Source organism: Nocardia sp. NPDC051030 (assembly GCF_040683015.1).
Taxonomy (GTDB): domain Bacteria; phylum Actinomycetota; class Actinomycetes; order Mycobacteriales; family Mycobacteriaceae; genus Nocardia.
Genome location: NZ_JBFBCD010000005.1, coordinates 345,054 through 369,351 on the forward strand (window position 1 = coordinate 345,054; position 24,298 = coordinate 369,351).

17 protein-coding genes and 3 pseudogenes are annotated in these 24,298 nt (G+C 67.9%); 14 read left to right on the forward strand and 6 right to left on the reverse strand.

The genetic code is table 11. The features are described 5' to 3' along the window. Window positions 1–103 precede the first annotated feature (103 nt). Window positions 104–343, reverse strand: coding sequence for a hypothetical protein (locus tag AB0N05_RS19235; protein ID WP_364695525.1), 240 nt, complete (start codon window positions 341–343; stop codon window positions 104–106). A gap of 143 nt (window positions 344–486) precedes the next feature. On the opposite strand from AB0N05_RS19235, the gene AB0N05_RS19240 reads away from it, so the two are divergent. Next, window positions 487–2,394, forward strand: coding sequence for a DUF6301 family protein (locus AB0N05_RS19240; RefSeq protein ID WP_364695528.1), 1,908 nt, complete (start codon window positions 487–489; stop codon window positions 2,392–2,394). A gap of 36 nt (window positions 2,395–2,430) precedes the next feature. Beyond that, window positions 2,431–3,063: a class I SAM-dependent methyltransferase gene (locus AB0N05_RS19245; protein WP_364695531.1), complete on the forward strand. Its 633-nt coding sequence runs from the start codon at window positions 2,431–2,433 to the stop codon at window positions 3,061–3,063. Here the strand turns inward: AB0N05_RS19245 and AB0N05_RS19250 are convergent. Then, window positions 3,053–3,475: a helix-turn-helix domain-containing protein gene (locus tag AB0N05_RS19250; RefSeq protein WP_364695534.1), complete on the reverse strand. Its 423-nt coding sequence runs from the start codon at window positions 3,473–3,475 to the stop codon at window positions 3,053–3,055. The two genes, AB0N05_RS19245 and AB0N05_RS19250, sit on opposite strands and share 11 nt — an antisense overlap. A gap of 66 nt (window positions 3,476–3,541) precedes the next feature. Here AB0N05_RS19250 and AB0N05_RS19255 point away from each other — a divergent pair, with 66 nt between their 5' ends. The 6 genes and pseudogenes from AB0N05_RS19255 (at window position 3,542) to AB0N05_RS19280 (ending at window position 9,859) form a co-directional block, all read left to right on the forward strand. Then, window positions 3,542–4,465 (forward strand): NADP-dependent oxidoreductase, encoded by a 924-nt coding sequence (locus tag AB0N05_RS19255; protein ID WP_364695537.1) that lies wholly within the window; start codon window positions 3,542–3,544, stop codon window positions 4,463–4,465. Between the two features lie 77 nt (window positions 4,466–4,542). Beyond that, complete coding sequence (locus AB0N05_RS19260) at window positions 4,543–5,889, forward strand: VCBS repeat-containing protein (protein ID WP_364695540.1); 1,347 nt, start codon at window positions 4,543–4,545, stop codon at window positions 5,887–5,889. A gap of 74 nt (window positions 5,890–5,963) precedes the next feature. After that, window positions 5,964–6,122 (forward strand): annotated as a pseudogene (locus AB0N05_RS19265) (FAD-binding protein); the annotation flags it as partial. A gap of 377 nt (window positions 6,123–6,499) precedes the next feature. Further along, window positions 6,500–7,445, forward strand: a pseudogene (locus tag AB0N05_RS19270) (FAD-binding protein); the annotation flags it as partial. Window positions 7,446–7,491: 46 nt separating this feature from the next. Further along, window positions 7,492–9,084 carry an NAD(P)/FAD-dependent oxidoreductase gene (locus AB0N05_RS19275; protein WP_364695543.1) on the forward strand — a complete coding sequence of 531 codons (1,593 nt, stop codon included), beginning with the start codon at window positions 7,492–7,494 and terminating at the stop codon, window positions 9,082–9,084. A 168-nt stretch (window positions 9,085–9,252) separates the two neighbouring features. Continuing rightward, window positions 9,253–9,859, forward strand: a pseudogene (locus tag AB0N05_RS19280) (flavodoxin family protein). Here AB0N05_RS19280 and AB0N05_RS19285 read toward each other — a convergent pair. Beyond that, the gene (locus tag AB0N05_RS19285; protein WP_364695546.1) at window positions 9,819–10,739 is read right to left on the reverse strand and encodes a LysR family transcriptional regulator; all 921 of its coding nucleotides are present in this window, start codon (window positions 10,737–10,739) and stop codon (window positions 9,819–9,821) included. The pseudogene AB0N05_RS19280 and the gene AB0N05_RS19285 sit on opposite strands and share 41 nt — an antisense overlap. Window positions 10,740–10,959: 220 nt before the next feature. Between AB0N05_RS19285 and AB0N05_RS19290 the strand changes: the two genes are divergently transcribed. Further along, window positions 10,960–12,438, forward strand: a complete 1,479-nt coding sequence (locus AB0N05_RS19290; protein ID WP_364695549.1) for a threonine/serine exporter family protein — start codon at window positions 10,960–10,962, stop codon at window positions 12,436–12,438. On the opposite strand, the gene AB0N05_RS19295 is transcribed toward AB0N05_RS19290, so the two are convergent. Next, window positions 12,415–13,041: a GDSL-type esterase/lipase family protein gene (locus tag AB0N05_RS19295; protein ID WP_364695552.1), complete on the reverse strand. Its 627-nt coding sequence runs from the start codon at window positions 13,039–13,041 to the stop codon at window positions 12,415–12,417. The two genes, AB0N05_RS19290 and AB0N05_RS19295, sit on opposite strands and share 24 nt — an antisense overlap. Before the next feature lie 229 nt (window positions 13,042–13,270). Here AB0N05_RS19295 and AB0N05_RS19300 point away from each other — a divergent pair, with 229 nt between their 5' ends. Beyond that, on the forward strand, window positions 13,271–15,805 hold the full coding sequence (locus AB0N05_RS19300) for a flippase-like domain-containing protein (protein WP_364695555.1): 2,535 nt from the start codon (window positions 13,271–13,273) through the stop codon (window positions 15,803–15,805). A 19-nt stretch (window positions 15,806–15,824) separates the two neighbouring features. Here the strand turns inward: AB0N05_RS19300 and fadD5 are convergent, their stop codons facing one another. Beyond that, a complete protein-coding gene (gene fadD5 / locus AB0N05_RS19305) occupies window positions 15,825–17,396 on the reverse strand; it encodes a fatty-acid--CoA ligase FadD5 (protein ID WP_364695558.1) in 1,572 nt (523 codons plus the stop codon). 337 nt (window positions 17,397–17,733) lie between these two features. Here fadD5 and AB0N05_RS19310 point away from each other — a divergent pair, with 337 nt between their 5' ends. Further along, on the forward strand, window positions 17,734–18,708 hold the full coding sequence (locus AB0N05_RS19310; protein WP_364695561.1) for a nitronate monooxygenase family protein: 975 nt from the start codon (window positions 17,734–17,736) through the stop codon (window positions 18,706–18,708). Between the two features lie 175 nt (window positions 18,709–18,883). After that, window positions 18,884–19,054, forward strand: a complete 171-nt coding sequence (locus AB0N05_RS19315; RefSeq protein ID WP_364695564.1) for a type II toxin-antitoxin system VapB family antitoxin — start codon at window positions 18,884–18,886, stop codon at window positions 19,052–19,054. Here AB0N05_RS19315 and AB0N05_RS19320 read toward each other — a convergent pair. After that, complete coding sequence (locus AB0N05_RS19320) at window positions 19,030–19,983, reverse strand: MBL fold metallo-hydrolase (RefSeq protein WP_364695567.1); 954 nt, start codon at window positions 19,981–19,983, stop codon at window positions 19,030–19,032. The two genes, AB0N05_RS19315 and AB0N05_RS19320, sit on opposite strands and share 25 nt — an antisense overlap. 256 nt (window positions 19,984–20,239) lie before the next feature. Here AB0N05_RS19320 and AB0N05_RS19325 point away from each other — a divergent pair, with 256 nt between their 5' ends. Together AB0N05_RS19325 and AB0N05_RS19330 are read left to right on the forward strand one after the other, a co-directional pair. Next, a complete protein-coding gene (locus AB0N05_RS19325; RefSeq protein WP_364695569.1) occupies window positions 20,240–22,939 on the forward strand; it encodes an acyltransferase domain-containing protein in 2,700 nt (899 codons plus the stop codon). Between the two features lie 211 nt (window positions 22,940–23,150). After that, window positions 23,151–24,296 (forward strand): cation:proton antiporter, encoded by a 1,146-nt coding sequence (locus tag AB0N05_RS19330; protein ID WP_364695572.1) that lies wholly within the window; start codon window positions 23,151–23,153, stop codon window positions 24,294–24,296. The last annotated feature ends 2 nt before the right edge of the window (window positions 24,297–24,298 follow it).

Below are 24,298 nucleotides of genomic sequence, written 5' to 3' on the forward strand. Positions count from 1 at the left end.
TGTGCACAATCACCCGCGAACGCGAACGCGGCGGGACACCGGGTTCGGCGTCCCACCGCGTGGGTTCGAGACTCGGGCCTGGCTGGAAGCACAGGCGCGGGAATCAGTTGTCGTCGTTGTGGAACAGCAGACGGCCGAGCATGGAGCCGAGCATGTGGCCGGAGCCAGCGGCGCTGCCGGAGGCGGCGCAGTTGGTGGCGAGCAGGCCGTCGCCCGCCGAGCAGGTGACGGTGTCGAGCTGCGGGGTCTGCTCTGCGGACGCCGGGCCTGCGGTGATCAGAATGGTGGTGGTTGCGGCCGCTGCGGCCAGGGCCGCGCGCGCGACAAAGCTCTTGGTGCTCATTGGGTTCCCTCCCGAATCGCCGCAGAATGCGGCGGAAAACTGCTTGCCACAGGGATTCTGCTTGATATCTCGCGAACCGTACAGACCTCGAGGAAGGTTTCTTTGTTGGTGTGGCGGGCTGGGGTCGGGGCTACTGTCGCTGAGTGGGTTTCGCGGTGCGCGTGGATGTCGCTGGTGCGGTGAAGATTGTCGAGGTGGCGGCGCGGTTCGGGTGGAGTTGGGGGCCGGGTGAGGTCCGTGAATTCGCACGTCGGGCCGGGTGGAGCGCGCCGGAACCGGCGGGCACCATGCGGCGGGGGGCGCTGTTTTCCCGGACGGGGCTGGGGGTTTGGTGGGATTCGGCCATGTTCTGGGGGAATGGGGTGTGGCTGCGGTATATCCGCGTGACCGTGTCGGATTGCCCGGAGCGTGGCGGATTCGGGAGTGCGGAATTGCTCGCGGACGCGCTGGCGCGGGTGGAGGCGGCGTTCACGGAAATCTGGGGTGAGCCCGAATTCGGTGCGGGTCCCGCGGAGGGGCCCGGCTGGGTATTCCCGAATCTTGTTGCGGGACTGACGGTTGGGGACGGCACCGTGGACCTGCTCCTGGTGAATCCGGGGGAGCAGCGGTATTGGATGGAGCGCCGCCACGAGGCGGCGCGGCGGCGGGCGGCGATGGGCGGGTGGGGGCGGCTCACCGAGGACTTGGCGGAGTTCGTCGAAACCCTGCCCACCGAGGCGCGAGTGGTGATCACGGCCTCCGGCGGGCGGTTCGTGCAGGTCGCCGTGGAGGACGGCGAATTGCACGCGGAGTTGAGCCGGAGCGAATTCGTCGACCCCACTTGGCGTTACGGGGCGGAGGTCGAGCAGCTGTTGACGGAGCGGGGCTGGTCCGCGCCGGGCGAGTCGAATTGGCAGCAGTCGCTGTCGCGTAAGGCGGGCAGCACGGCGGTGAGCGGCTTCACCGCGCGCCTGCTGGACGGGTTGCGGACGCTCGGCGTGCGGGCGACGACCGATCTGCTGGTGGATGCCTGGGTGGAGAGCGGCGAGGATCTGGATATCGCGCCACTGGGGATTGCACCGAACCTCAGCTCCAGGAGTCAGCGGGCCGAGTTTCTGCGCGGCCATGCGCCTTTCGGGTTCGATATCGGCCCGCTGCGGGTGGATGTGCCGGGTGGGATCGAGATCGCCCGGGCGGCCGCGGAATTCGGCTGGAGCTGGCTGCGCGCGGATGCGGAACGCTTCGCGGAGCAGGCCGGATGGCGTTGGGAGAAGCGGCCCGGCCCGGCGGATCGTCTGGCATGGGCGAAGACCGCCCTGCGCGTGGACCCGGCACGCGCCCAATTCAGCTATGACGGCGACCGCCTGGAATCGGTCTGCGTGACCATCAGCGACGGCATCGAATCGCAGCTCTTCGACGAGGGCGTCCCGGCAGAGATCCGAGAACAGTTGTCGGCGGCCTTCACTCGCGCCGTCGACGGATTCCGCGCCGAGTTCGGCACGCCCGTGCACGGCGTGCTGTGGCACGCGTATGGTCCGGTCTGGGTGACGCCGAAACTCGCGCTCGGCCTGGTGGCGGGCACGGACACCGTGGAGCTGTACCTGGTGAATCCGGCCGAACGCGCCCGCAGACAGGTGCTCGAACAACAGCACACCGCGCGGCGCGCCACCGAACGCGAATGGGTGCAGTTCTACGACGATCTCGCCGCCATCACCGCCGAGCTATCCGACGGTGAACAGGTCGTCGTGGATGCCGGAGAACTCGGTGCCGCCCGCATCGAACGGGAAGCGGAGCTATTGCGGGTGGAGCTGGACCCGGAGGCCGGGCTGGGACTGCATCCGCGAGTCAAGGATCTGATGCTCGGCAAGGGCTGGCTGCGGCCCGGCACCGAGCGAGCGGTGTGGCGGCATCGCCTGCGGCGGCCCGACCTGGTGCGGGATTGCCGCCGCTATGTGGAATTCGCCCTGTGGCCCTTGCGAACCCGCATGAGCCAGGAAACCGTGCTGCGCGTGACGGTCGACGATGTGGATCGCGGATTCCGGACGCCGTCGACGGGCGCGGTGGGCGGCTGAACACTGCGCGCGGAATCCCCGGCTATGTTCGAAGCCATGACCGACGTAGCGGGTGTGGGACGGGTCCGGGACGCGTACGACGCGGTGGCCGAGCTGTACAACGACCTTTTCAAGCGGCAATTGGAAGCGAATCCGTTCGATCGGGCCGTGCTGGACGTATTCGCCGAGTCGACCCGCGGCGAGGGCGTGGTGGCGGATCTCGGCTGCGGCCCGGGCCGAGTAACGGGACATCTGAAGTCGCTGGGGTTGAACGTATTCGGGGTCGACTTATCGCCGGAGATGATCCGGCTGGCCCGCGAGCAGCATCCCGACGTGCAGTTCGAGGTCGGATCCATGGACCAGCTGAAGTCCGCCGACGGCGCGCTGGCCGGAATCGTGGCCTGGTACTCCATCATTCACACGTCGCCGGAGCAATTGCCCACCATATTGGCAGAATTCGCGCGGGTCTTGCGGCCCGGCGGACACGTGCTGCTCGGCTTCCAGGCCAGCGATGAACGCGATGGAGTCCAGGAGTTCGACCACAAGGTGACGACCGGATACCGCTGGGCCCCGGACACTTTGGCGGACGTGCTGGGACGCACCGGCTTTCAGGTGACCGCCCGCCTGGTGCGCGAGCCCCGCCCTGATGAGCGTTTCCAGCAGGCCACCCTGTTCGCCGTCAGGGACTGACCGGTTCCGGCTCCATGGCCGCGCGTTCATCGAATTGTGCTCGGGCGAGGGTGATTTCGCCCGCGTTCCGCACCGCCCACTGCCCCATGGCATGGGTGAGGTGACCGAGGTCGCGGCCGAGATCGGTGAGCGTGTACTCCACTCGCGGCGGCACGGTCGGGTACACGGCCCGGCTGACCAGCCCATTGCGCTCCAGATCGCGCAGGGTGCGGGTGAGCATCTTCTGGGTGATCCCGTCCAATCGGCGGCGCAGATCGTTGAACCGGACGGGGCCGTCATTCGCACGCAGGGTGCCGAGCACGAGCAGTACCCATTTGTCGGCGAGCACCGCCAGCACGTCCCGCGCCGGACACTGTTTCAGGTAGGTGTCGACCAGACTGGGGGATTCGTCCAGGCCACAGGTGGTATCCATCGGGAACCTCGGGATCAGTAAAGTGCCTTCTTCCCAACGGATACTACGTGTCCAAGAATCGATGCCGTGAACGAAATCAGCATGAAGGCAGTCGGTCAGCGGATCTTCGGTGGCCCCGAAGTGCTCGAGACGGTCGAGGTCGCCAGGCCGGAGCCCGGGCCGGGTGAGGTGCTGGTGCGGGTCGCCGCCGCCTCGGTGAATGCCGCGGATTGGAAGATCCGCGCGGGCCTGATCGCCAAGTTCGGTCCGCCGCCGTTCACGCTGGGATTCGACGTGTCCGGCACGGTCGCCGAGGTCGGCGCGGACGTGACGGGGTACCGGCCCGGCGATGAGGTGTACGGCATGGTGCTCGGCCGCTCGGGTGCGTACGCCGAATACGTCGTGCTCCCAGCGGATTTCGTGGCTCCCAAGCCCGCCTCGCTGGATCACGCCCAGGCGGCCGCCTTGCCGACCGCCGTCCTCACCGCCTGGCAGGCGCTGCGCGAGGTGAAGCCCGGGCAGCGGGTGCTGGTGCATGCCGCGGCGGGCGGCGTCGGCCATCTGGCGGTGCAGATCGCCAAGGCCCTGGGCGCGCACGTGACCGGCACGGCGCGCGCCGCCAATCACGACTTCCTGCGCGGCCTCGGCGCGGATGAGCTGATCGATTACACGACAACCGATTTCACCTCGACGGTCGGCGAGGTCGACGTGGTGTTCGATCTCGTCGGCGGCGATTACCTCACCCGCTCACTGGCGATCCTGCACCCGCACGGCCGCCTGATCGACGCGCAGGGCGAGGAGCCCCTCGACGATCCGCGTTTCCACCGGCTCTACGTGACCCCGTCCGGCACCGATCTGCGCGAAGTGTCGGCGCTGGTCGATCGCGGGCAATTGCGGGTCGAGGTGGAGCGCGTCATGTCGATGGCCGACGCGGCCGAGGCGCACAAGCTCAGCGAATCCGGCCGGGTGCGCGGCAAGATCGTCCTGATCCCCTGGGATGCCGCCGAATAGACGACCGGCGTAAGAGGTCAATCACCCGGCCGGACACGACAGTGACCGCCGGGTGACCGGTGCCATACCGTCGCCGCATGAAGCGTCACGTTCTGGCCTGCGCCCTTGCGGTTTTCGCGACCGCACTGACGGGGGGTGCGCAGGCGATCGCGGCACCGCCGACCGGTTCGTCCGGTGAGACGGGCATGCGGTTCTCCGATCCGCACTATTTCGACTGCGGCACCGTGCCGTGGCTGGTGCGCGCGGCGGACCTCAATCGGGACGGCAAGCCGGACCTGATCACCGCCAATGCCGGTTCCGCCACCGTGAACGGCGTGACCCCGGCGGGGTTGAAGGGCGTGTCGGTGCTCCTGAACACCACGCCCACCGGCGCGGCGGATCCGAGTTTCGCGCCGCAGCGGTTGTTCGCGGCCGGAATCGGCACGCTCGCAGTCGATATCGCCGATCTGGATGGTGACGGCGCACCGGAGATCATTACCGCCAATTTCGGCGACACCGGGGCCAATGGCATTTCCATCCTGCGCAATCTCACCCCGGAGGGGGCCGCCGAAGCCCAGTTCGCCGATCCGGTGAACCTGCCCACGGGCGCGTTCCCGGCACTGGTCAAGGCCGTCGATATCAATGGCGACGGCAAACCGGACCTGGTGAGCGGCGATTTCGGGTTGCCGTTCGGGCTGGGCGCGACGGTATTGATGAATACCACCGCCCCCGACGGCCCGATCACCTTCGGCCCGCCGACCCAGTTTCTGAGCGGTTTGGTCGCCGAGGGCATGGCCGTGGGCGATGTGAACAATGACGGTCGCGAGGACATTCTGGTGTCGAGCACCGGGTCCAGCAATACGGCCGTGTTCGTCAACACCACCCCGCCCGGTTCCATGACCCCGAGCTTCGCCATCAGCGAGGAGTGGGTGGTCACGAGCACCGATGTGCAGCTGGCCGATATCGACGGCGACGGCCGCCTGGACATGATCGCCGCCCGCACCGCGGGCGGTTTCACGGTCCGCCTGAACCGCACCGAACCCGGTTCCCCGAATGCCGAATTCGGCCAGGACATCGTCGGAGATCTGGTGGGCGAGCTGACCCGCGCGCACGGCACCCTGGGCGTGGTCACCGAGGGCATCGCGGTGGCCGATTTCGACGGTGACGGCATTCCGGATATCGCCGCCAATAACAATTTCCCGATTCCCGGCTACTCCGTCGCCGTCTTCGGCAATCGCACCGCGCCCGGCGCGGCCGATGCGAATCTGGTGGGCCCCTCCGGCTTTCCGGGCAGCGCCTACCTGTTCGGCACCAATGCCATTACCGCCGCGGACCTGAACGGCGACGGCAAACCGGATCTGATCACCGGCAATGTCCCCAGTCTCCAGGTCGACGGCAACCAGATCGTTCACGGCGGCCTGGGCGTCCTGATGAATCGTTCCTGACCAGCGGGACGGGCGGCCTGACCGCTGTCGTTTCCGCGCTAGCGTCGCACGCGGGGACGAGTTCAGGAGTGGCAGTGGTGGACTGGAACGAAGAAGTCGATGTGCTCGTCGCGGGGTCGGGCGGTGGCCTGGCCGGGGCATATACGGCCGCGCGCGAGGGCCTGACGGTGGCGGTGGTGGAAGCGACCGAACTGTTCGGCGGGACCACGTCCTATTCGGGCGGCGGCGGGGTTGCGAACTGTTGGAGGTTCTTTGTCGATAATGGTTCGGGAGCCCCCGTTGGGGCGTAATCTCTTGTGCTGACACACTCTTGGGTGCCCGATCCTGCGACGGAAGGCACCGCCCCCTGTTCACCGGAGTGATGGGCAGGGGCATCGGATCGTCCAGGCCGGTTCGGATGCCCGGAAGTGTGAGGGAACCCGCCTCCCTGTCACGGACCGTGCACACGATGCACGTCGCCGGACAGGGGTTCGAGTACGCGGGGGACCAGTGCGTCCAAGACCGTTCGGGACGCGCGCGGTATTCGGGGTGTGATCGTGGAAGTTCACCTCCTGAACACCGGACAGGAACGGTGTGGTTCCCGTGCAATCCGGTACTGCGACGCGCAGGCGTCGAGGACGGCGCGGTGGTCGGCGCGATCGTGGAACGCGAGAGCGGGTGGCCATTCGCGCCGCAGGGGAGTCCTGTTGGCGGCGGGCGGTTTCGAGGGCAATGACGAATTGCGGCGGCGGTTCGGAGTGCCCGGCGTGGCCCGGGACACCATGGGGCCGTGGGGAAATCAGGGTAAGGCGCATGAGGCCGGTATGGCGATCGGTGCCGACACCGACCTGATGGATCAGGCGTGGTGGTCGCCCGGCCTGGTGCACCCGGACGGGCGGGCGGCCTTCGCGCTGTGGTTCACCGGCGGCATCTTCGTGAACGCGGCCGGTGAGCGCTTCGTCAATGAGTCCGCGGCCTACGACCGGCTGGGCCGCGACATCATCGAGCACCTGAACGACGGCTCGGTGGCACCGGCGCAGGGCGGCGGCGCCACCTTCTGGATGGTCTACGACGATGCCGAGGGCGCGGTGCCGCCGATCAAGGCCAGCAATGTGCCGATGGTCGACGCCGAGAAGTACATCGAGGCGGGCCTGTGGCACACCGCCGACACGCTCGAGGAACTCGCGGCCAAGATCGGCGTCCCGGGCGAGGCGCTGGTCGCCACGGTGGCCCGCTTCAACAAGCAGGCCGCCGAGGGCGTGGACGCGGACTTCGGTCGTGGCGACGAGGCCTACGACCGTGCCTTCTCCCAGGGCGAATCGCCGCTCGTGCCGATCACGCGGGGCCCGTTCCACGCCGCCGCGTTCGGCATCTCGGATCTCGGCACCAAGGGCGGCCTGCGCACCGACACCGCGGCCCGCGTGCTCACCGCCGCCGGTGACCCGATCCCCGGCCTCTACGCGGCGGGCAACACCATGGCGGCCGTGAGCGGCACGGTGTACCCCGGCGGCGGCAATCCCATCGGCGCATCCGTGCTGTTCAGCCACCTGGCCGCGCTGGATATGCGGACTCGCTGAGCCGACCCGCCCACCGCCCGGCAAACAGCGGGCCTACAGTCGATCCATGGGTGCCGTTGAGGGTGGGCGGGTGACGTCGGCTGGTGGACCCGCACGTGGGTCGTATGACGTGGTGGTGGTCGGTGGCGGGCATAACGGGCTGGTGGCCGCGGCTTATCTGGCGCGAGCCGGGCGATCGGTGCTGGTGCTGGAGCGCCAGAGCCATATCGGCGGGGCCGCCGTCTCGGAGCGGGTCTTCGAGGGCGTGGACGCGCGGCTGTCCCGATATTCGTATCTGGTGAGCCTGCTGCCGGATCGGATCGTGCGCGATCTGGGGCTGCGCTTCGAGACCCGCAAGCGGCGGATCTCCTCCTACACCCCGGTCGGCGACCACGGCCTGCTGGTGGACGGCGGGTCGGATGCGGCCACCCGCGAGAGCTTCGCCCGCGTGACCGGTTCCGACCGGGATTACCTTGCCTGGCACCAGTTCTACGATATGACCGGCCGCTTGGCCAAGCACGTGTTCCCGACTCTCACCGAGCCCCTGCCCACCCGGGACGAATTACGTTCCACGGTGGACGATTCCGCGGCCTGGGACACGATTTTCGAACGGCCCCTGGGTGAATCGGTGGATGCCACCTTCGCCGACGACACCGTCCGCGGCATAGTCCTCACCGATGCCCTGATCGGCACCTTCACCCACGCCCACGACCTGTCCCTGCTCCAGAACCGCTGCTTCCTGTACCACGTCATAGGCGGCGGCACCGGCGACTGGAACGTGCCCGTCGGCGGCATGGGCGCATTGACCGACGAACTCGCGAACGCCGCCCGCCACGCCGGAGCCACCTTGGTCACGGACTGCTCGGTCACCGGCCTCGAAACCGACGGCGACACAGCCGAAGTCGCCTTCACCTCGGAGAAATGCGGCCAGGGCACGGTGATCGCCCGCCACGTACTGGTGAACGCCGCCCCCTACGAATTGGCCCGCCTGCTCGGCAATGTGATTCCGAAACCCGAAGGCGCACAACTCAAAATCAATATGCTCCTGCGCCGCCTGCCGAAACTCCGTGACAGCACGGTGGACCCGCGCACGGCCTTCGCCGGAACCTTCCACATCGCAGAATCCGCCACCCAGCTCGACCAGGCGTATCAGGATGCGGCCGCGGGCCGAATCCCCTCCGCCCCGCCCTCGGAGATCTACTGCCACACCCTGACCGACCCCTCCATCCTCTCGATGGAGCTCCAGGAACAGGGCATGCACACCCTCACTCTCTTCGGCTTGCACACCCCCGCCCGGCTTTTCGCCGAGGACCCCGACGGCGTGAAGAAGCTCGTGGTGGATGCGACACTGGCGCAACTGGATTCGGTGCTGGCCGAACCCATCCGCGATTGCCTGGCCTTCGACGCCGAAGGCCTCCCCTGCCTGGAAGCCAGGACGCCGGTGGAACTCGAGGCCGAGATCGGCCTGCCCGGCGGCCACATCTTCCACACCGACCTCTCCTTCCCGTATCGGGAGGGTCCGGCCGAGGATCCCGCCTCGCGCTGGGGCGTCGCCACCGACCACCGCAATATCTTCCTGTGCGGCGCGGGCGCGGTCCGCGGCGGCGGCGTCAGCGGCATCGGCGGCCACAATGCCGCCATGGCGGTGCTGGAGAGCTAACGAGGTAGCGCCTGGGTGACGCGCCACAGTCGGCGTGGCAGTTCGCCTTCCTCGAGCGCGGGGATTATTCGATCGGCTCCACGGCACTCGCGCAGACCTGTACACAGCAGTGAATGAAGTCGCGGACGGGCGGATTCGCGTCGCCGGAGGCGGGCCAGGCTGATGATCATGACGAACAGCGAAAACATCGGCAGCCCAAGACTTGCCGTCGCCTACCATTCCGGGTGGGGTCACACCGAGGTGCTCGCCGCCGCTGTCGCCGAGGCCGCGCGATGCGGGGGCCGAGGCGACGATGATCGCGGTGGAGCGGATCACCGAGGCCGACTGGGATGCCTTGGACGCCGCCGACGCCATCGTCTTCGGCAGTCCCACCTACATGGGTGATGTGTCGGCGGCCTTCAAATTCTTCGAGGAGGCCACGTCTCGCCGCTGCGTCATGGGCACCTGGCGGGACAAGGTGGCCGCGGGCTTCACCAACTCCGGGGCGATGAGCGGGGACAAGATGCACACGCTGGTATCGCTGTCGGTATTCGCCGCACAGCACCACATGCATTGGGTGAACCTGGGATTGGTGGCGGGCTGGAACAGCACCACCGCCTCCCGCGACGACCTGAACCGGCTCGGTTTCTTCCTCGGCGCGGGCGCGCAGACCGATACCGACCTACCGCCGGATGCCATGTCCGAGGCCGATATTCGCACCTGCCGTCATCTGGGCGTTCGGGTCACCGACGTGGCTAGGAGGTTCGCCGCCCATCGGTACCTTGATGCCCGATGATGTCGGTGCAGCATCGAATGAAGTAGCGCATCACGGGATCCGCTTCGGACGCGTCGGGCCAGACCAGGGCCACCAGGGTCGGTCCGATGCCGTGGACCGGGCGGAACACCACGCCGGGGTAAGGGGAGGAGCGGGCGGTGGAGGCGGGGGTGAAGCTGACGCCGTAGCCGCTGGCGATGGCGCGCAGCCATTCGTCGGTATTGCGGGCCATGGCTCCGATGATGGCGGTGTCCACGGGGCGGGCGTCCAGGCCCATCCAATAGTCGCGCCACCAACCGGTTTCCGCGGGGGAGGCCACGTAGGGCTCGTCCCAGAGTTCGCGGAAGGTGATGTCGTCGCGACCGGCCAGGGGGTGGTCCTCGGGGAGGGCGATCCAGCGGGGTTCGGTGAAGAGTTCCCGTACGTGGTATTCCTCCTGGCCCGGGAAGGGTAGTCGCAGCAGGGCCACATCCACATCGCCCTCGTCCAGCCCGGCGGTCGGGTCGGTCCAGCCGCCCTGGTGGATATCGACCTGCCAGTCGGGGTGCAGGCGGTGGAAGACCTGGATGATCTCGGCCAGGTAGCCGTCGGCCGCACTGTGCACGGTGCCCAGGCGCAGCACCTTGGCGGCTCGGCTGGCATCGCTCTTGGTGTCGCGCAGGATTCGATCCCAGGAGGCCAGCAGGGTCGGCACCTGCTCGGCCAGTACCTTGCCCGCGGCGGTGAGGGTCCAGCCCGCCCGCGAGCGGATGAACAGTTCCACTCCGACTTGCTGTTCCAGCTGTTTGATCTGAGTTGCCAGCGAGGGTTGCGCGACATGCAGCCGCTGCGCGGCGCGCGGCAGGCTCTCGGTATCGGCGACCGCCAGGAAGTAACGCAGCAGTCGCGTGTCGATATCCATACCACCCAGATTATTGACGTGGCCACCGAAAGCCATACCCCGGCTTTTCAGCCGGGATTCCGTCACCCGACGCTCGGAGTTCCACCGTACAGGCGGGACGCGGTCGCAAAACTCATCGCAGGCCGCAGGAACCTACTCGATCTCGCGTTAGGGTGGCCGTTGCCACATAGTTGCTGACCCCGCAAAGCGAGTAGAACGGAAGCGGAATCCAGGAGGCGACATGAGCACGACCGGCCCACGGCATTCGCGGCCGCAAGCGCGGCGCGCGGTTGCCGATGTCCCGGTCGGCAAGCGGATCACCGGTGCGGCCCGGCGCGCGAGCGGCGTGTTCGACGACTGGCTGGTCCGGCGGGTGGCGGGGCGCAGCGGGGCGCATGAACTCCACGATCCGCCGCCACCCGAAGAGCCGCCCGTCTCCGCGGATCTGCTGAATCTGCTGCGGCTACTGGGCGTCATGCTGATCAGCTCCGGCGAGACCACCGATCGGGTGCAGCAGATCTTGGACGACACCGCACACCGTTACGGGGCGGGTGAGGTGCAGTTCTTCGTCCTGCCCACGGGAGTCTTCGTGCGCGTGGAGGATTCGCGCGGGTCGGCCGTCGACCTGCAGTCCGCACCGAATGAGACGCTGCGGTTGGATCAGATCGCCGCGCTGTATCAACTGCTCGACACCATGAAACGGGATCTGCCGCCGCCGACCGAGGTCACCGGCAAGCTCGCGGAGATCCTCGCCTCCGATCGGCCGACTCCCGTCTGGCTCATGCTGGTCGGCAATATCGTGCTCACGGTCGGCCTGGGCCTCATGCTGAATCCGACCGTGCACGCCCTGGCCGGGTACGCCGTCCTCGGCCTGGTGGTGCAGTTGCTGATCCTGCTGGCGGACCGGTTCACCCTGCTGTCGCTGGCGCTGCCGGTCACCGCGGGTGCGGTGGTGACCTTGCTGGCCTTCGGTTTTCCGCATGCGCTGGGCGGCGGGCAGCCCTCGCAGCTGCTGATTCCCGCGGTCGCGGGACTGCTGCCGGGCGCGACCCTCACCAATGGCGCGATCGAGCTGTCGACGGGTTCCATGGTGGCGGGCTCGGCGCGGACCATCTCGGGCCTGAACAAGCTGCTGCTACTGGCTTTCGGCATCTATATCGGCTTGCAGGTGCTCGGGCCGCGGCCCCCGGATTCCGCCGCTATCGCCGCATTGGGTTGGTGGGCACCGATTCTGGGTGTGCTGCTGATCGGTATCGGGCATTCGTGGCGCTCCAGCGCACCCCCGAAATCCCTCTTATGGCTGCTGCTGGTGCTGTACGTGACCTTCGCGGCGCAGCGGCTGGGCATTCAGATCGGCGGGCCGCTGCTCGGCGCGTTCCTGGGTGGCCTGGTGGCCGTGCCGACCGCATATCTGGTGCAGCGCAATCGGAATGCGCCGCCCACCCAGGTGGCGTTCCTGCCCGCCTTCTGGATGCTGGTGCCCGGCGGCATGGGCCTGACCGCGATCTCGGATCTGGTCACCAACGCGGGTGTGAACGGCCTGCAGGTGCTGATCAATGTGCTGCTGTCGGTGCTGGCCATCGCGCTGGGCGTACTGGTGGGGTCCGGTCTGATCAATACCAAGCAGCCCGGCCGCGCCCCGATGCTGGATCGGCTGCTGCCGCCCCCGGCACACCTGCCCGCGGTGCACGTTCCCTCAGCGGACGACGGGAAGTCCTGAACCCGGATCGGCCAGCCACAGCAACCAGTGCGGGACCAGCAGGTTCGCGAATTCCTCATAACCTGCCGCGCCGGGGTGATAACCGTCGGCGAGCGCGACCTCCCGCATCCAGATCGGGTTCTCGCGCAGCGGCTGATGCACCCGCAGGTACGGCACGGCGGCGGTGTCGCACAGTTCGGCGAACCGCTCGTCCAGGGCGCTGAGCCGGAGATTGTGCTCGTCATCGACGTTCGGCGGCGGGGCGACCACCAGTGCCTGCCAGCCCCTTTCCGCGATGCCGCGCAGGATGGCGGCCAGGTTCGCGACCGAATCGTCGGGGTCGACCCGGGGCAGGCCGTTCTCGTGGCCGGTGTCATTGGCCCCTGTGGAGATCACCACTCGGCCGTCCACGCCCTGCGGTAATCGCGGCGTGCACTCGGCCTCCCAGCGAGCGCGCAGCTCAGTGCTGGTCTCGCGGCGGATTCCGAGGTTGTAGTAATTGAGCGGCTGCCCGGCGGCAATCGCGCGAACCGCTATTCGCCCCGCCCAGCCCAGGCATTTCTGGTCTCCGACCCCCGCTACATACGACTCACCGACAAAACAAACACGAAGATCGGTTACCACCTGCCGATCCTCGCACGGGCATTCGGCAACCACGTAGTGATCGCATTAAGCCGGATAAAGCAGACACGCCCGGCACCGGTGGGTGGCGGGCTCGTCGCCCGCCCCGGCCGCGACGGGTTACGGTAACCAGCGTGTCGGGTACCCGGTGATGCCGTTGCCCGACACATATTCACCCCGAGCCGACCATGGGACCGCAGCCGTTCCCACGATCCGAAAGCGCGTATTAGACATGCGAGTCGACGGACGGGAGATTCCCGTCTCCGGCAGCCTGCTGCAGCCGCGGATCCGCCGGACCAGTGACATCTTGCGCGTAGTGCTGTCCGCACTACTGGTCGCGATCGTCATCGCGGGGTCGCTCATCACCCGCCCGCAGTGGGAGGATCTGGAGAAGTCGGTCTCCGGCATCGTCGGATTCCTCACGCCGGAACAGTCCAATCTGGTCTACATCATCTACGGCATCGCGATTCTGGCGCTGCCGTTCGCGGTCTTCGTGCGCCTGTTGTGGCGGCGGCAATGGAAACTGCTGGGCGGGTACCTGTCGGCCGGGTTGATCGCGGGACTGCTGTTCTCCATTACCGGCACCGGATTCTCCGCGCCCCGTTGGCATTTGTCGGAACCGCAGCAGGTGAACACCTTCCTGTCGCAGTTCCTGGACGATCCGCGCTGGATCGCCATGCTCGCGGCCACGCTGACCGTGGCCAGCCCGTGGCTGCCCAAGCGGGCCCGGCGCTGGTGGTGGACGCTGCTGCTCGCCTTCGTGCCCATCCACCTGGTGGTCAGCCTCGTGGTTCCGGCCCGGGCCCTGCTGGGGTTGTGCGTGGGCTGGTCCGTCGGCGCGGTGATCGTGCTGCTGGTCGGTACCCCCGCGCTGGAGGTTCCCCTCGAAGCCGCCGTGCGGGTGCTCGCCCAGCGCGGCTATCGGGTCACCGCCTTCAAGGTGCTGCGCCCGGGCGGCCATGGCCCGCTGGTGCTCTCGGCCGCGACGACCACCGAGCCCGCACCCCTCTACTCCGATCCGACCGCCGTCGCCGCCGCACACCGCACGCCCGTGGCCGCCGCGGCGAGCCTGGTGAAGACACCGGAACCAGTGAAGACCCCGGAACCGGTGGCGGCCACGGTGAATGGTGAGCCCGTCGAGATTTCACCACCCGCCGATGAACTGATCATCGAGTTGTATGGGCAGAACCAGCGCAGCCGCGGCGCACTGCTGCAATTGCGGCGCTGGCTGACCATTCGCAGCAGCGAGCATGTGGCGCTGTTCGCGTCCATGCGGCGCGCGGTGGAGCATCGGGCGCTGATGGGGTTCGCCATCGCGGATCTCGGCCTGGCCAGCACCAAACCGCTCACGGTCGCGGCGCTGGATCGCGGCTGGATGCTGTACGCGCACACCATTCGGAACGGGAAGTCGCTCTCGGCCGCCGACGGTGTGAAGACCTTGGCCATGGTGTGGCAGGCCTTGCAGGTCATGCATCAGGCGCAGATCTCGCACGGCGATCTGCGGGCCGAGGAAATCCGGGTCACCAGCGATGGGACCGTGCAGTTCGGCGGGTTCACCTATGCCGAATTCGGCGCGTACGACGTGCGATTCGAATCGGATGTGGCGCAGCTGATGCTGTCCTCGGCGGCGCTGTTCGGCGCGGAGACCGCGGTGCGCACGGCCATCGAGGTGCTCGGCACACAGCCGGTGCTGGATGGCTCGCGGCGCTTGACCAAGACCGCGCTGCCCGCGCACGTGCGCAAATCGATCACCGATGCGGGCGACCTCATGAAGGCCGTGCGCGAGGAGGTGACCGAGCAGACCGGGGAAGACCGGATCGAGGCCGCGCAGATCACCCGGTTCTCCCGCAATCAGATCATTCAGCTGGTGCTGCTGATCGGCCTGGTCTACGTCGCCTACCCGTATATCAGCGCGGTGCCGACCTTCAGTTCCGAACTGCGCAATGTGAATTCGTGGTGGGCGATCCTCGGGCTCTCGGTGTCGGCGCTGACCTATGTCGGTGCGGCCATGGCGCTGTGGGCGTGCGCGTCCGAGGCGGTGAACTTCCGCAATCTGCTGCTCATGCAGGTGGCCAATACCTTTGCGGCCACCACGACACCGGCGGGTGTGGGCGGCCTGGCGCTGAGTGTGCGGTTCCTGCAGAAGAGTGGCCTCGGTGCGGTGCGCGCGACCGCCGCGGTCGCCCTGCAGCAGACCGTGCAGGTGGTGACGCACCTCGTGCTGTTGCTGTTCTTCAGTGTGGTGGCAGGGGTTTCGACCAACCTGTCGCACTTCGTGCCGAGCGCCACGGTGCTGTACCTGGTGGCGGGCGCGCTACTCGGGGTGGTCGGCGCGACCATTCTGATTCCGACCGTGCGCCGCTGGCTGCGCAATGAGGTCCGCCCGCAGCTGACCGAGGTGCTGGCTCAGCTCAAGGATCTGGCGCGGCGGCCCGCCCGGCTCGCCATGATCATCGGCGGCTGCGCGACCACCACCCTGGGCATGGCCCTCGCCCTGTGGGCGAGCATCGAAGCCTTCGGCGGCAGTACGACTTTCGTGACCGTCACCATCGTGACCATGATCGGCGGCACCCTGGCCTCGGCCGCGCCGACACCCGGTGGTGTGGGCGCGGTCGAGGCGGCGCTCATCGGTGGCCTGGCCGCCTTCGGCGTGGCGGCCTCCATCGCGGTGCCCGCGGTCCTGCTCTACCGCGTCCTCACCTGCTGGCTGCCGGTGTTCTGCGGCTGGCCCATCATGCGCTGGCTGACCTCCCACGACATGATCTGAGCCGCCGCAGAACGACAGGTCAGGCCGAAAACTCCTTGCGGAGTTCGACCTTCACGACCTTGCCGCTGGCATTGCGCGGCAGTTCGGTGACGATCACCAGTTCCTTGGGGTGCTTGTAGCGCGCCAGGGATTCATTGAGGAACGGGGTCAGCTCCTCGAGGGTCAGGTCCTCGACGCCCGGGATGAGCGCGACCACCGCCACCGGCACCTCGCCCCACTTCTCGTGCGGGCGGGCGATGACCGCGGCCTCGTGGATCTTCGGGTGCGCGAAGAGCACGTTCTCCACCTCGGCGCAGTAGATGTTCTCACCGCCGGAGATGATCATGTCCTTCTTGCGGTCGACCACATAGATGAAGCCCTCGTCGTCCTGGCGGACCAGGTCGCCGGAGTGGAACCAGCCGCCGTGGAAGGCCTCCGCGGTCGCCTCGGGGCGATTCCAGTAGCCGGACATCATGGTCGGGCCGCGGTAGACGATCTCGCCGATCTCACCGGGGGCGACATCGTTCATCTCATCGTCGACCACGCGGACCTGAATGGTGGGGATGGGCTTGCCGACCGAGCCGAGCTTGGTCAGCGCGTCCTTGCCCTCCAGTACGCAGGTGATCGGCGACATCTCGGTCTGACCGAACACCGCGACATTCTGGGCTTCGGGGAAGCAGTCGGCCATGGCCTGCAGCACCGAGTCCGAGGCCGGAGCCGCGCCCCAGCACAGCATCTTCAGGGCCAGCTTGCGTTGTGCGACAGTCGGTTCTTCACAGATGAGCTGCCATTGCACGGGCACACAGAATGCGGTGGTGGCCTGCTCGGCCTCCACGGCATCGAGCCATTCGGTGGCATCGAATGCGCCCAGCGGATGCAGCACGGTCTTGCCACCGAGCAGGAAATACGGTGTGAGACTGCCCAATCCGGCAATGTGGAACAGCGGAGAGGTGCAGAAGCCGACCGACTCCGGGGTGATCTCCATGGCCCGGAAACAGGTGATGGCCTGCGAGTTCATATTCGCGTGCGAGAGCACCGCGCCCTTGGGGGTGCCGGTGGTGCCCGAGGTGTACATGATCAGGCAGGGGGTGTCTTCCGGAATATCCAGCGGCGCATGCGCTTCGCCCGCTTCGGCGAGGAAGTCGTCGTAGCCGATGACGCCCTCACCGGTCTGGCCGTTGATCACGACACAGGTTTCGAGGGTCTCCGCCTGCGCGAGCATGGCACTGGCCAGGGGCTGCAGCACGGTGTCGGTGACGATGGCCTTACCGCCGCTGTCGGCCACGATGTACGCGACCTCGGGCGGGGTGAGGCGGAAGTTCACCGGCACCGCGATCGCGCCGAGGGCATTGATGCCCATGACCGCCTCGATGTACTCGACATAGTTGAGCGCCAGCAACAGCACCCGATCGCCGAACCCGACCCCTCGACGGGCGAGCGCGTCGGCGAACTTCTCCGAACGCTCGTGCAGCTGCGACCAGGTGGTGTCCACGCCCTTGCAGCGGAAGGCGACATGGTCCGGCCGCATGGCGGCGTGCGTGGCGACCTGGTTGACCCAGTGATTGCGCCGCGAACGGATCGGCTCGTCGAGCGGCTGGATACCAGAGGTCATGCCACGAACTCCCTTCGAACCGTCGCTCACGCGCAACCGGCTGCTCCGGCTTCACCGACGGTGCTCAGGCGTGAGAATAGCAACTAACTTTCTGGCGTGACAAGGGTTACAGAGAAGGTTCTGCCAGAAACTTCTCAGTCATTCATTTGGCAGCTCAGCGCCATGAAAATAAGTATCACCGGGTCAGTGGCAGCATTCGGTTATCCCCAGGTTTGGCGCAGGCATGCAGTTTCGGGTGCAAACTCTGGCTCACATCGGGCTTGAACCCCATATGCAACTATGCGAGTATCAAGCCAGTCTCAGTCAGGACAGGCTCAGGCAGGAGAGGACAGCATTCATGGCTCTGCGTACCCGGTTCACCGAGACCTTCGGTGTCGAGCATCCGATCGTCCAGGGCGGCATGATGTGGGTCGGCCGCGCCGAACTCGCCGCCGCAGTGTCCGAGGCGGGCGGCCTCGGCATCATCACCGCGCTGACCCAGCCCACTCCCGCGGATCTGCTGAAGGAGATCGATCGGGCGCGCGCGCTGACGGATAAGCCGATCGGCGTGAACGTCACCATCCTGCCGTCGATCAACCCGCCTCCGTACGAGGAGTACATGAAGGCGATCATCGATTCCGGTGTGAAGATCGTCGAGACCGCGGGCTCCAATCCTGAACCCTTCCTGCCGTACTACAAGGAAGCCGGGATCAAGGTGCTGCACAAGTGCACCAGCGTCCGGCACGCCCTCAAGGCGCAGAAGATCGGCGTCGACGGCGTCAGCATCGACGGCTTCGAATGCGCCGGGCACCCGGGCGAGGACGATGTCCCCGGCCTGATCCTGATCCCGGCCGCCACCAAGGCCCTCGACATTCCGGTCATCGCCTCCGGCGGTATCGCCGATGCGCGCGGCCTGGTCGCGGCCCTCGCCCTGGGCGCGGACGGCGTGAACATGGGCACCCGCTTCATGTGCACCCAGGAGTCGGCGATCCACCAGACGGTCAAGGAGCAGATCGTCGCCAATACCGAGCGGGCGACGCAGCTCATCTTCCGCACCATGCACAACACGGCGCGCGTGGCCGACAACGAGATCAGCCGCAAGGTGGTCGAGATCGAGAAGGCCGGCGGCAAGTTCGAGGATGTGCGCGATCTGGTCGCGGGCGCTCGCGGGCGTCGCGTGTTCGAAGAGGGCGATCTGGACGCGGGCATCTGGTCCGCCGGACAGGTGCAGGGCCTGATCGACGACATCCCGACCTGTGGCGAGCTCGTTTCGCGCATGGTCGCCGAGGCCGAAGAGCTCATCGGCGCGCGACTGGCGGGCATGCTCTCCTGAGTTCATTGCACTAGCACCGAAGGACGACCGCGCGGTATTTACCCACCGAAAGCGTGAAATGTCCTGAGTGTCAGGGCCCTAGGCAGAATTGCCTAGGGCTCTTTGCATTTCGGCCGTCCGGGGCACTCGAGTAGAGGATGCTTGGCATTACACGACGTGTGGCGGAGGTACCGAAATGGCAATCACTCGGCTTCATCTCGATGACGAAGCGCTCCGCCGGACAATGGCAATGTCCGGCGTCCACACCGAACAGGACGCCGTGAACCTAGCGCTGCGATTCTTCACCACGCATGCGACGCCCGAGGACCTCGAGACGCCGATTCACATGCGCGCGGCGACGGCCTGATAGTCGTGCGAGGCAATGATCTCGATGCCATCCGGGAGGGCGTGTAGGCGCTGAATGGTCCGGAAGGCGGCATCGCGATCGGCGTCGAAGAGCTGTCCCGGCATGGGGGCCTTCTCGCGAATCAGCTTGACCTGCAAGCTGTTCCAGACCGCGTCACCCGCCAGCAGGACGCGGGTGCCGTCTTCGACCGCGAGCAGTACGCCGATGCTGCCGGGGGTGTGACCGGCGAGGTCCACGAGCAGTACCGAGCCGTCCCCGAACAGGTCATGACTGCGTTCGAATGTGGCGACCGGCGGCCCGTCGAGTTCTACGCCGCCCATCTTTCGACCGTGCAAAGGCTTTCGGGCCACGCCGATCGGTGCTCGAGGGCCATTCATCGCCCAGTCGTATTCGATGGCGGGAATCCGCAATTCGATCGAATCCGGCAACTCGAGCAGCCCGGACACGTGATCCCAATGCAGATGCGTGGCGAGCACGAAATCGATATCCGCGCCGGAGAGATCATGGGCGGCCAGCGCATCGGTCAGCCCCTGCACCGGACGATCCGGCGCGACCAGCAGACCGACCGGGAACGGCAGGCCCGGAATCACTCGCTCATGCACGTCCGCGCACAGTGCCGGATCGACCAGGAAGCGCGCCTTCGGATGCTCGATCAGGAACGCGCCCATGGACATGGGCAGTTCCCTCAGGCTGCGCACGCCCTCGGCGACGATCGTGGTGGGCGCGGACAATCTGCCCTGTAGGAGCGATCGGAATCGCACCGTGGCGCGGGCGGGCGGGAGCTCGGCCACCTGGAGCGCGGCCAGGAAGGCGTCGTCCGGCTGTCGCGGCCGCAGCAGCCGCGCGGGCGTGGCGGCCAGGGCCGCGCAGCAGCGGGCCAGGGTGGGCAGCACGGATGGCTTGCCCTCGTTCACGGAGTTCTCACTCACGCGCACAACGCTACTGAGCGCGGAGTCATCGGACACCACCTCGACATGTTCCGGCGGTTCTTACGGCCCACAGATTTCCTGTCATCATGTGCGAATTCGTGCAGGTGGCAACCCTTGCCGTCGAAACCTCTTCTGGGAAGACCGAAACCTTGGCAGAATCGCCGGAGGTACCTCGGCGGCCACGTCGCCGGTCACGGGAAGGCTTCCTGTGCGGCAGAGTACGACAGCATCGCCCGATCCCACACCAGTTCCGCGGGTGGCGATCGTCGGTGTCGGCTGCCGGGCGACAGGTACGGATTTCGACTACGACTGGTTCGGCATCAGCCCCCTCGAGGCCGCCGGTATGTCACCCCGCCAGCGCGTGAATCTCGAAGTGGCCGTGGAGGCCCTGGACGACTCCGGCCTCGGCTGCCTCGCCCGCGGCTCCAACGCCGCCGTGGTCTTCGGCGCGGGCGGTGCGACCAATAGCGCCCACCAACTCTCCCGAGCCCTCGACCTGCGCGGCCCCAGCCTCACCGTCGACAGCGAACGCGCCTCCCCCTTGGTAGCGGTGGACATGGGCGTCCGCCTCCTGGCCGACCCCACCGTCCCCTTCGTCATCGCGGGCGGCGTGGATCTCACTCTCCTACCGGACATTTCAGACCTTCAAACCCCCACCCCCGGCTCCACGGACCCCCTCTGCACCGTCCTGATCCTCCAGCGCACCCCCGACGCCCTCCGCACCCGAACCCGCCGCTACGCCGAAATCGCGGGCGCGGGCCTCGGTTTCCCGGAAACCGGCACCCCTCTCGCACACATCACCCTCCACGACGATCCCGGCGGCCCCAACGGCGCAGCTCGCCCGACTCACAGCGAGGACCCGCCCGTCCTGATCCCCATTACCGGGCGCGACCCGTCCGCCGTCCACGATCTGGCATTGCGCTGGGCCGCAGCCGTCGCCTCCTACCGCACGCTCGGTGAATTCGCCTCGGCCACGGCGCGATTGGTCCCCGAACCCACTCGCGCCACCATCCTCGCCCGTGACCCCGCCGAAGCCGCCACCCAACTCCGCGCCCTCGCCCGCCACATCGCGGCCGCCACCCCGACGAGCTCCCGAGTCCCGAAACGAGCCACCACCGCAAGCGAGCCGACGCCGCACCCCGCACCGAGAGCCGGAGTGCCGCAGCATGGCTCGCGGGCCGCCGGAGCCGATATCGCGGTGCGCCCGGGGACGCTGCGCTCCCGCGCATCCGGCGCGGTGCAATCGATCCGGTACGTGGGGGACCCGGCGCGGGCCGCGGACGGGATGATCGGGCTCGGAGCCGGGGCGGGCGACGGCGGGGTGTTGTTCCTGTTCTCCGGCGGCGGGGGACATTCGAAGATGGGGCGGGCGCTGGCGGCGCGGCATCGGGTGTTCGCGCGCGCGGTGGTGGAGGCCGCGGATGTCGTCGCCGATGCGGGCGGGCCGCGGGTGTGGACGCCGCGGTATGGCTTCGGCAATGGCGGGGACGCCGCGGAATTCGCACAGCCGGCGCTGTTCGTGTTTCAGGTGGCCATGGCCGAATTGCTCGGGTCGTGGGGTGTGCGGGCGGATGCGGTGGCGGGGTATGGCATCGGGGAGATCGCGGCCGCGGCGGTGAGCGGGGCGCTGTCGATGCAGGACGCGGCTCGGATCGTGGTCGCGCGCGGGCGTTTGCTCGCCGGGGTGGGCACAGGGGCGGCGGCGGCGATTCTCGAGGCCACGCCCGCGGAGGTCGCGCGGCTGGTGGAGCCCATGCGGGCCGAGGTCGGGGTGGCGGGGATCGACGGGCCGTCCTCGATCACGGTGACGGGGGAATCGCGCTATATCGACATTCTCGTGCGGCGGGCGCACCGGCGGGCGATCTTCGCGCAGCGCATCGGCGAGGGCGCTGCGGGCAATGAGCCGGGACAGGTGCCGCACATTCCCCGGATGCGCACCCTCGCCCCGCGCTTGAATGCGGAACTCGGCGAAATCATCGCGCAGACACCGGAATGCGCGATCTACTCCACCACTCGGCGCGGCGTGGTGATCACCGGCCCGGCCGCACGCGCCGCCGATGACCGCGCACAGTCGGCGGGGAGCGGCGAGGCGGGCGGTAGCGCGATAGCGGGAAGCGTCCGGCTGGATGCGGACTACTGGGTGGCGAACGCGGCCGGGCCGGTGGAGCTGGCGGCGGCGCTGGAACAGGCTGCCGCCGATGGTTTTTCCACTGTTCTGGAGATCGGGCCGCAGCCGGTATCGATCGGAGCCGTGCGGGAGTGCGCGGCATTCCGGGATGCCGCGTATCCGGTCGGGTCGCGGGTCGACGAGGCCGCGGCGTTCTTGCGGGCACTGTCCGCCCTGTATTCCGATGGGCGGGAGCTCGATTGGACGGCGGCGGGTGCGCACACCGCGTCTCCGCCGCAACGACACTGGCGGCGAGCGGCTTCCGCTCACGAGGGCGGCGCGCCGTCCGGGGAGTCGGCCGGGACCACGCCACTGTTTCCCACGGTGCAGATCCAGTCGGAGAGCACCTACGTCGTGGCGGGTGGACTGGGTGTGCAAGGCGCGGTCGCGGTGCGCTGGCTGCTGGATGCCGGGGCGGGCGACGTGGTGGTGCTGACTCGTACCCCGCGCGCGCTGCCACCGCCGCTGGACGGCATGGAGGACCGGATCATCCTGGTGCGCTGCGATGCTCGCGATCGAGTCGATCTGGCGGCGGCCCTACAGGACATCCGGGAATGCGGGCCGCCGATTCGCGGGATCGTGCATGCCGCGTGCGCACCGCCCCTGGTCGCGGCCGTCAATCTGCTGGAACTCACCGCCGCCGACCCGACCGACTTCACGGTGCTACTGACCGACCCGGTCCCAAGCGCAAACCAATGGCTCGCACATGCGGCCGTCCGAGAGCTCGCAGCAACACACCCAGACCGACAAGTGGTGTGCGTCGACTGGGAAACCGACCCGGCCGCCTAACCCGAGCGGTGCCCGTCTCGCCGAATTCCATTGCTGGACAGACGTTCAAAGGGCCTCTATGGAGGGGTTACACGGCGTGTCGCCGCCGTAGAAGCCCTTTCGGTGATGAGGCGCTGACGGCGCGGCTGGCAGCGTGTCGGGGGGTGGCGTGTTGGGGGTGCGGGGAAGATGACGGCATGGTGGAGAATCCTGCGCGGATCGGGTCGTTGTTGTGACATTCGGGGCGCTCGCACTGATCATGGTGCTGGGCATGGTGGGGCCGGTACTGGCTTGGCGGCAGTCCTGGCATCTGCCGGTGATCCTGGGGGAGCTGGCGGCGGGAATCGCCTTCGGGACCACCGGGTTCGGGGTGTTGCATCCGGAGGACGGGACCTTCACGTTTCTCGCGGATATCGGGTTCGCGGTGGTGATGTTCGTGGCCGGAACCCATGTGCCGATCCGGGATTCGTCCATTCGATCCGCATTGGGGGTCGGCGCGCTGCGGGCCGCGCTGGTGGGAATCCTGTCGGTGGCGGCCGGGCTGGCAGTGGCGGCGTGGTTCGATACCGGGCACGGGGCCCTGTATGCCGTGCTCATCGCGTCGTCCTCGGCGGCGCTGGTGCTGCCCATCATCGACTCACAGCGACTGAGTGGAAAACCGGTGCTGGAGTTGACCGCTCAGGTCGCTATCGCGGATGCGGCGTGCGTGGTGGCGCTGCCGCTGGTGATCGATCCCGGGAATGCGGGGCGGGCCGCGGTGGGGGCGGTGGCGGTGAGCGGGGCGGCCGTGCTGCTGTATTTCCTGCTGCGGTATCTGGAGGATTCGGGGCTTCGCAAGCGGCTGCACAAGGTGTCGGAGGATCGGCAATACGCCATGGAGCTGCGGGTGAGCCTGGCCTTGCTGTTCACCCTCGGTGCGCTGGCCACCGATACGCACGTGTCGATCATGTTGGCGGGGTTCGCGTTCGGGCTGGCGGTGGCGGCGATCGGGGAGCCGCGGCGGGTGGCCAAGCAGCTGTTCGCCATCAGTGATGGTTTTCTCGCGCCGCTGTTCTTCGTGTGGCTGGGCGCGCGGCTGAACCTGCGCGAGTTCGGGGAGCATCCGTATCTGATCGCGCTCGGGCTGGTACTCGGGGTGGTGGCGGTGCTGGCGCACGCGGCCATGCGAGTGCTCGGGCAGCCGATCACGTTCGGGGTCATGGCTTCCGCGCAGATCGGGGTGCCGGTGGCGGCCGTGACCATCGGTACGCAGTTGCATGTCTTGAAGCCGGGGGAACCGGCCGCGCTCATGCTGGGTGCGCTGGTGACGGTCGCCGCCACGGTATGGGGAGCGACCCGCGCCGCGAAGTCGAACGCGGGGGCTCCGGCAGCGGGATAGCG

Bases quoted from the DNA above. Each gene is read 5' to 3' on its own strand.
- AB0N05_RS19235 (WP_364695525.1), bottom strand. From the start codon at position 343: ATGAGCACCAAGAGCTTTGTCGCGCGCGCGGCCCTGGCCGCAGCGGCC.
- AB0N05_RS19245 (WP_364695531.1), top strand. From the start codon at position 2,431: ATGACCGACGTAGCGGGTGTGGGACGGGTCCGGGACGCGTACGACGCG.
- AB0N05_RS19250 (WP_364695534.1), bottom strand. From the start codon at position 3,475: ATGGATACCACCTGTGGCCTGGACGAATCCCCCAGTCTGGTCGACACC.
- AB0N05_RS19260 (WP_364695540.1), top strand. From the start codon at position 4,543: ATGAAGCGTCACGTTCTGGCCTGCGCCCTTGCGGTTTTCGCGACCGCA.
- AB0N05_RS19275 (WP_364695543.1), top strand. From the start codon at position 7,492: ATGGGTGCCGTTGAGGGTGGGCGGGTGACGTCGGCTGGTGGACCCGCA.
- AB0N05_RS19285 (WP_364695546.1), bottom strand. From the start codon at position 10,739: ATGGATATCGACACGCGACTGCTGCGTTACTTCCTGGCGGTCGCCGAT.
- AB0N05_RS19290 (WP_364695549.1), top strand. From the start codon at position 10,960: ATGAGCACGACCGGCCCACGGCATTCGCGGCCGCAAGCGCGGCGCGCG.
- AB0N05_RS19300 (WP_364695555.1), top strand. From the start codon at position 13,271: ATGCGAGTCGACGGACGGGAGATTCCCGTCTCCGGCAGCCTGCTGCAG.
- fadD5 (WP_364695558.1), bottom strand. From the start codon at position 17,396: ATGACCTCTGGTATCCAGCCGCTCGACGAGCCGATCCGTTCGCGGCGC.
- AB0N05_RS19310 (WP_364695561.1), top strand. From the start codon at position 17,734: ATGGCTCTGCGTACCCGGTTCACCGAGACCTTCGGTGTCGAGCATCCG.
- AB0N05_RS19315 (WP_364695564.1), top strand. From the start codon at position 18,884: ATGGCAATCACTCGGCTTCATCTCGATGACGAAGCGCTCCGCCGGACA.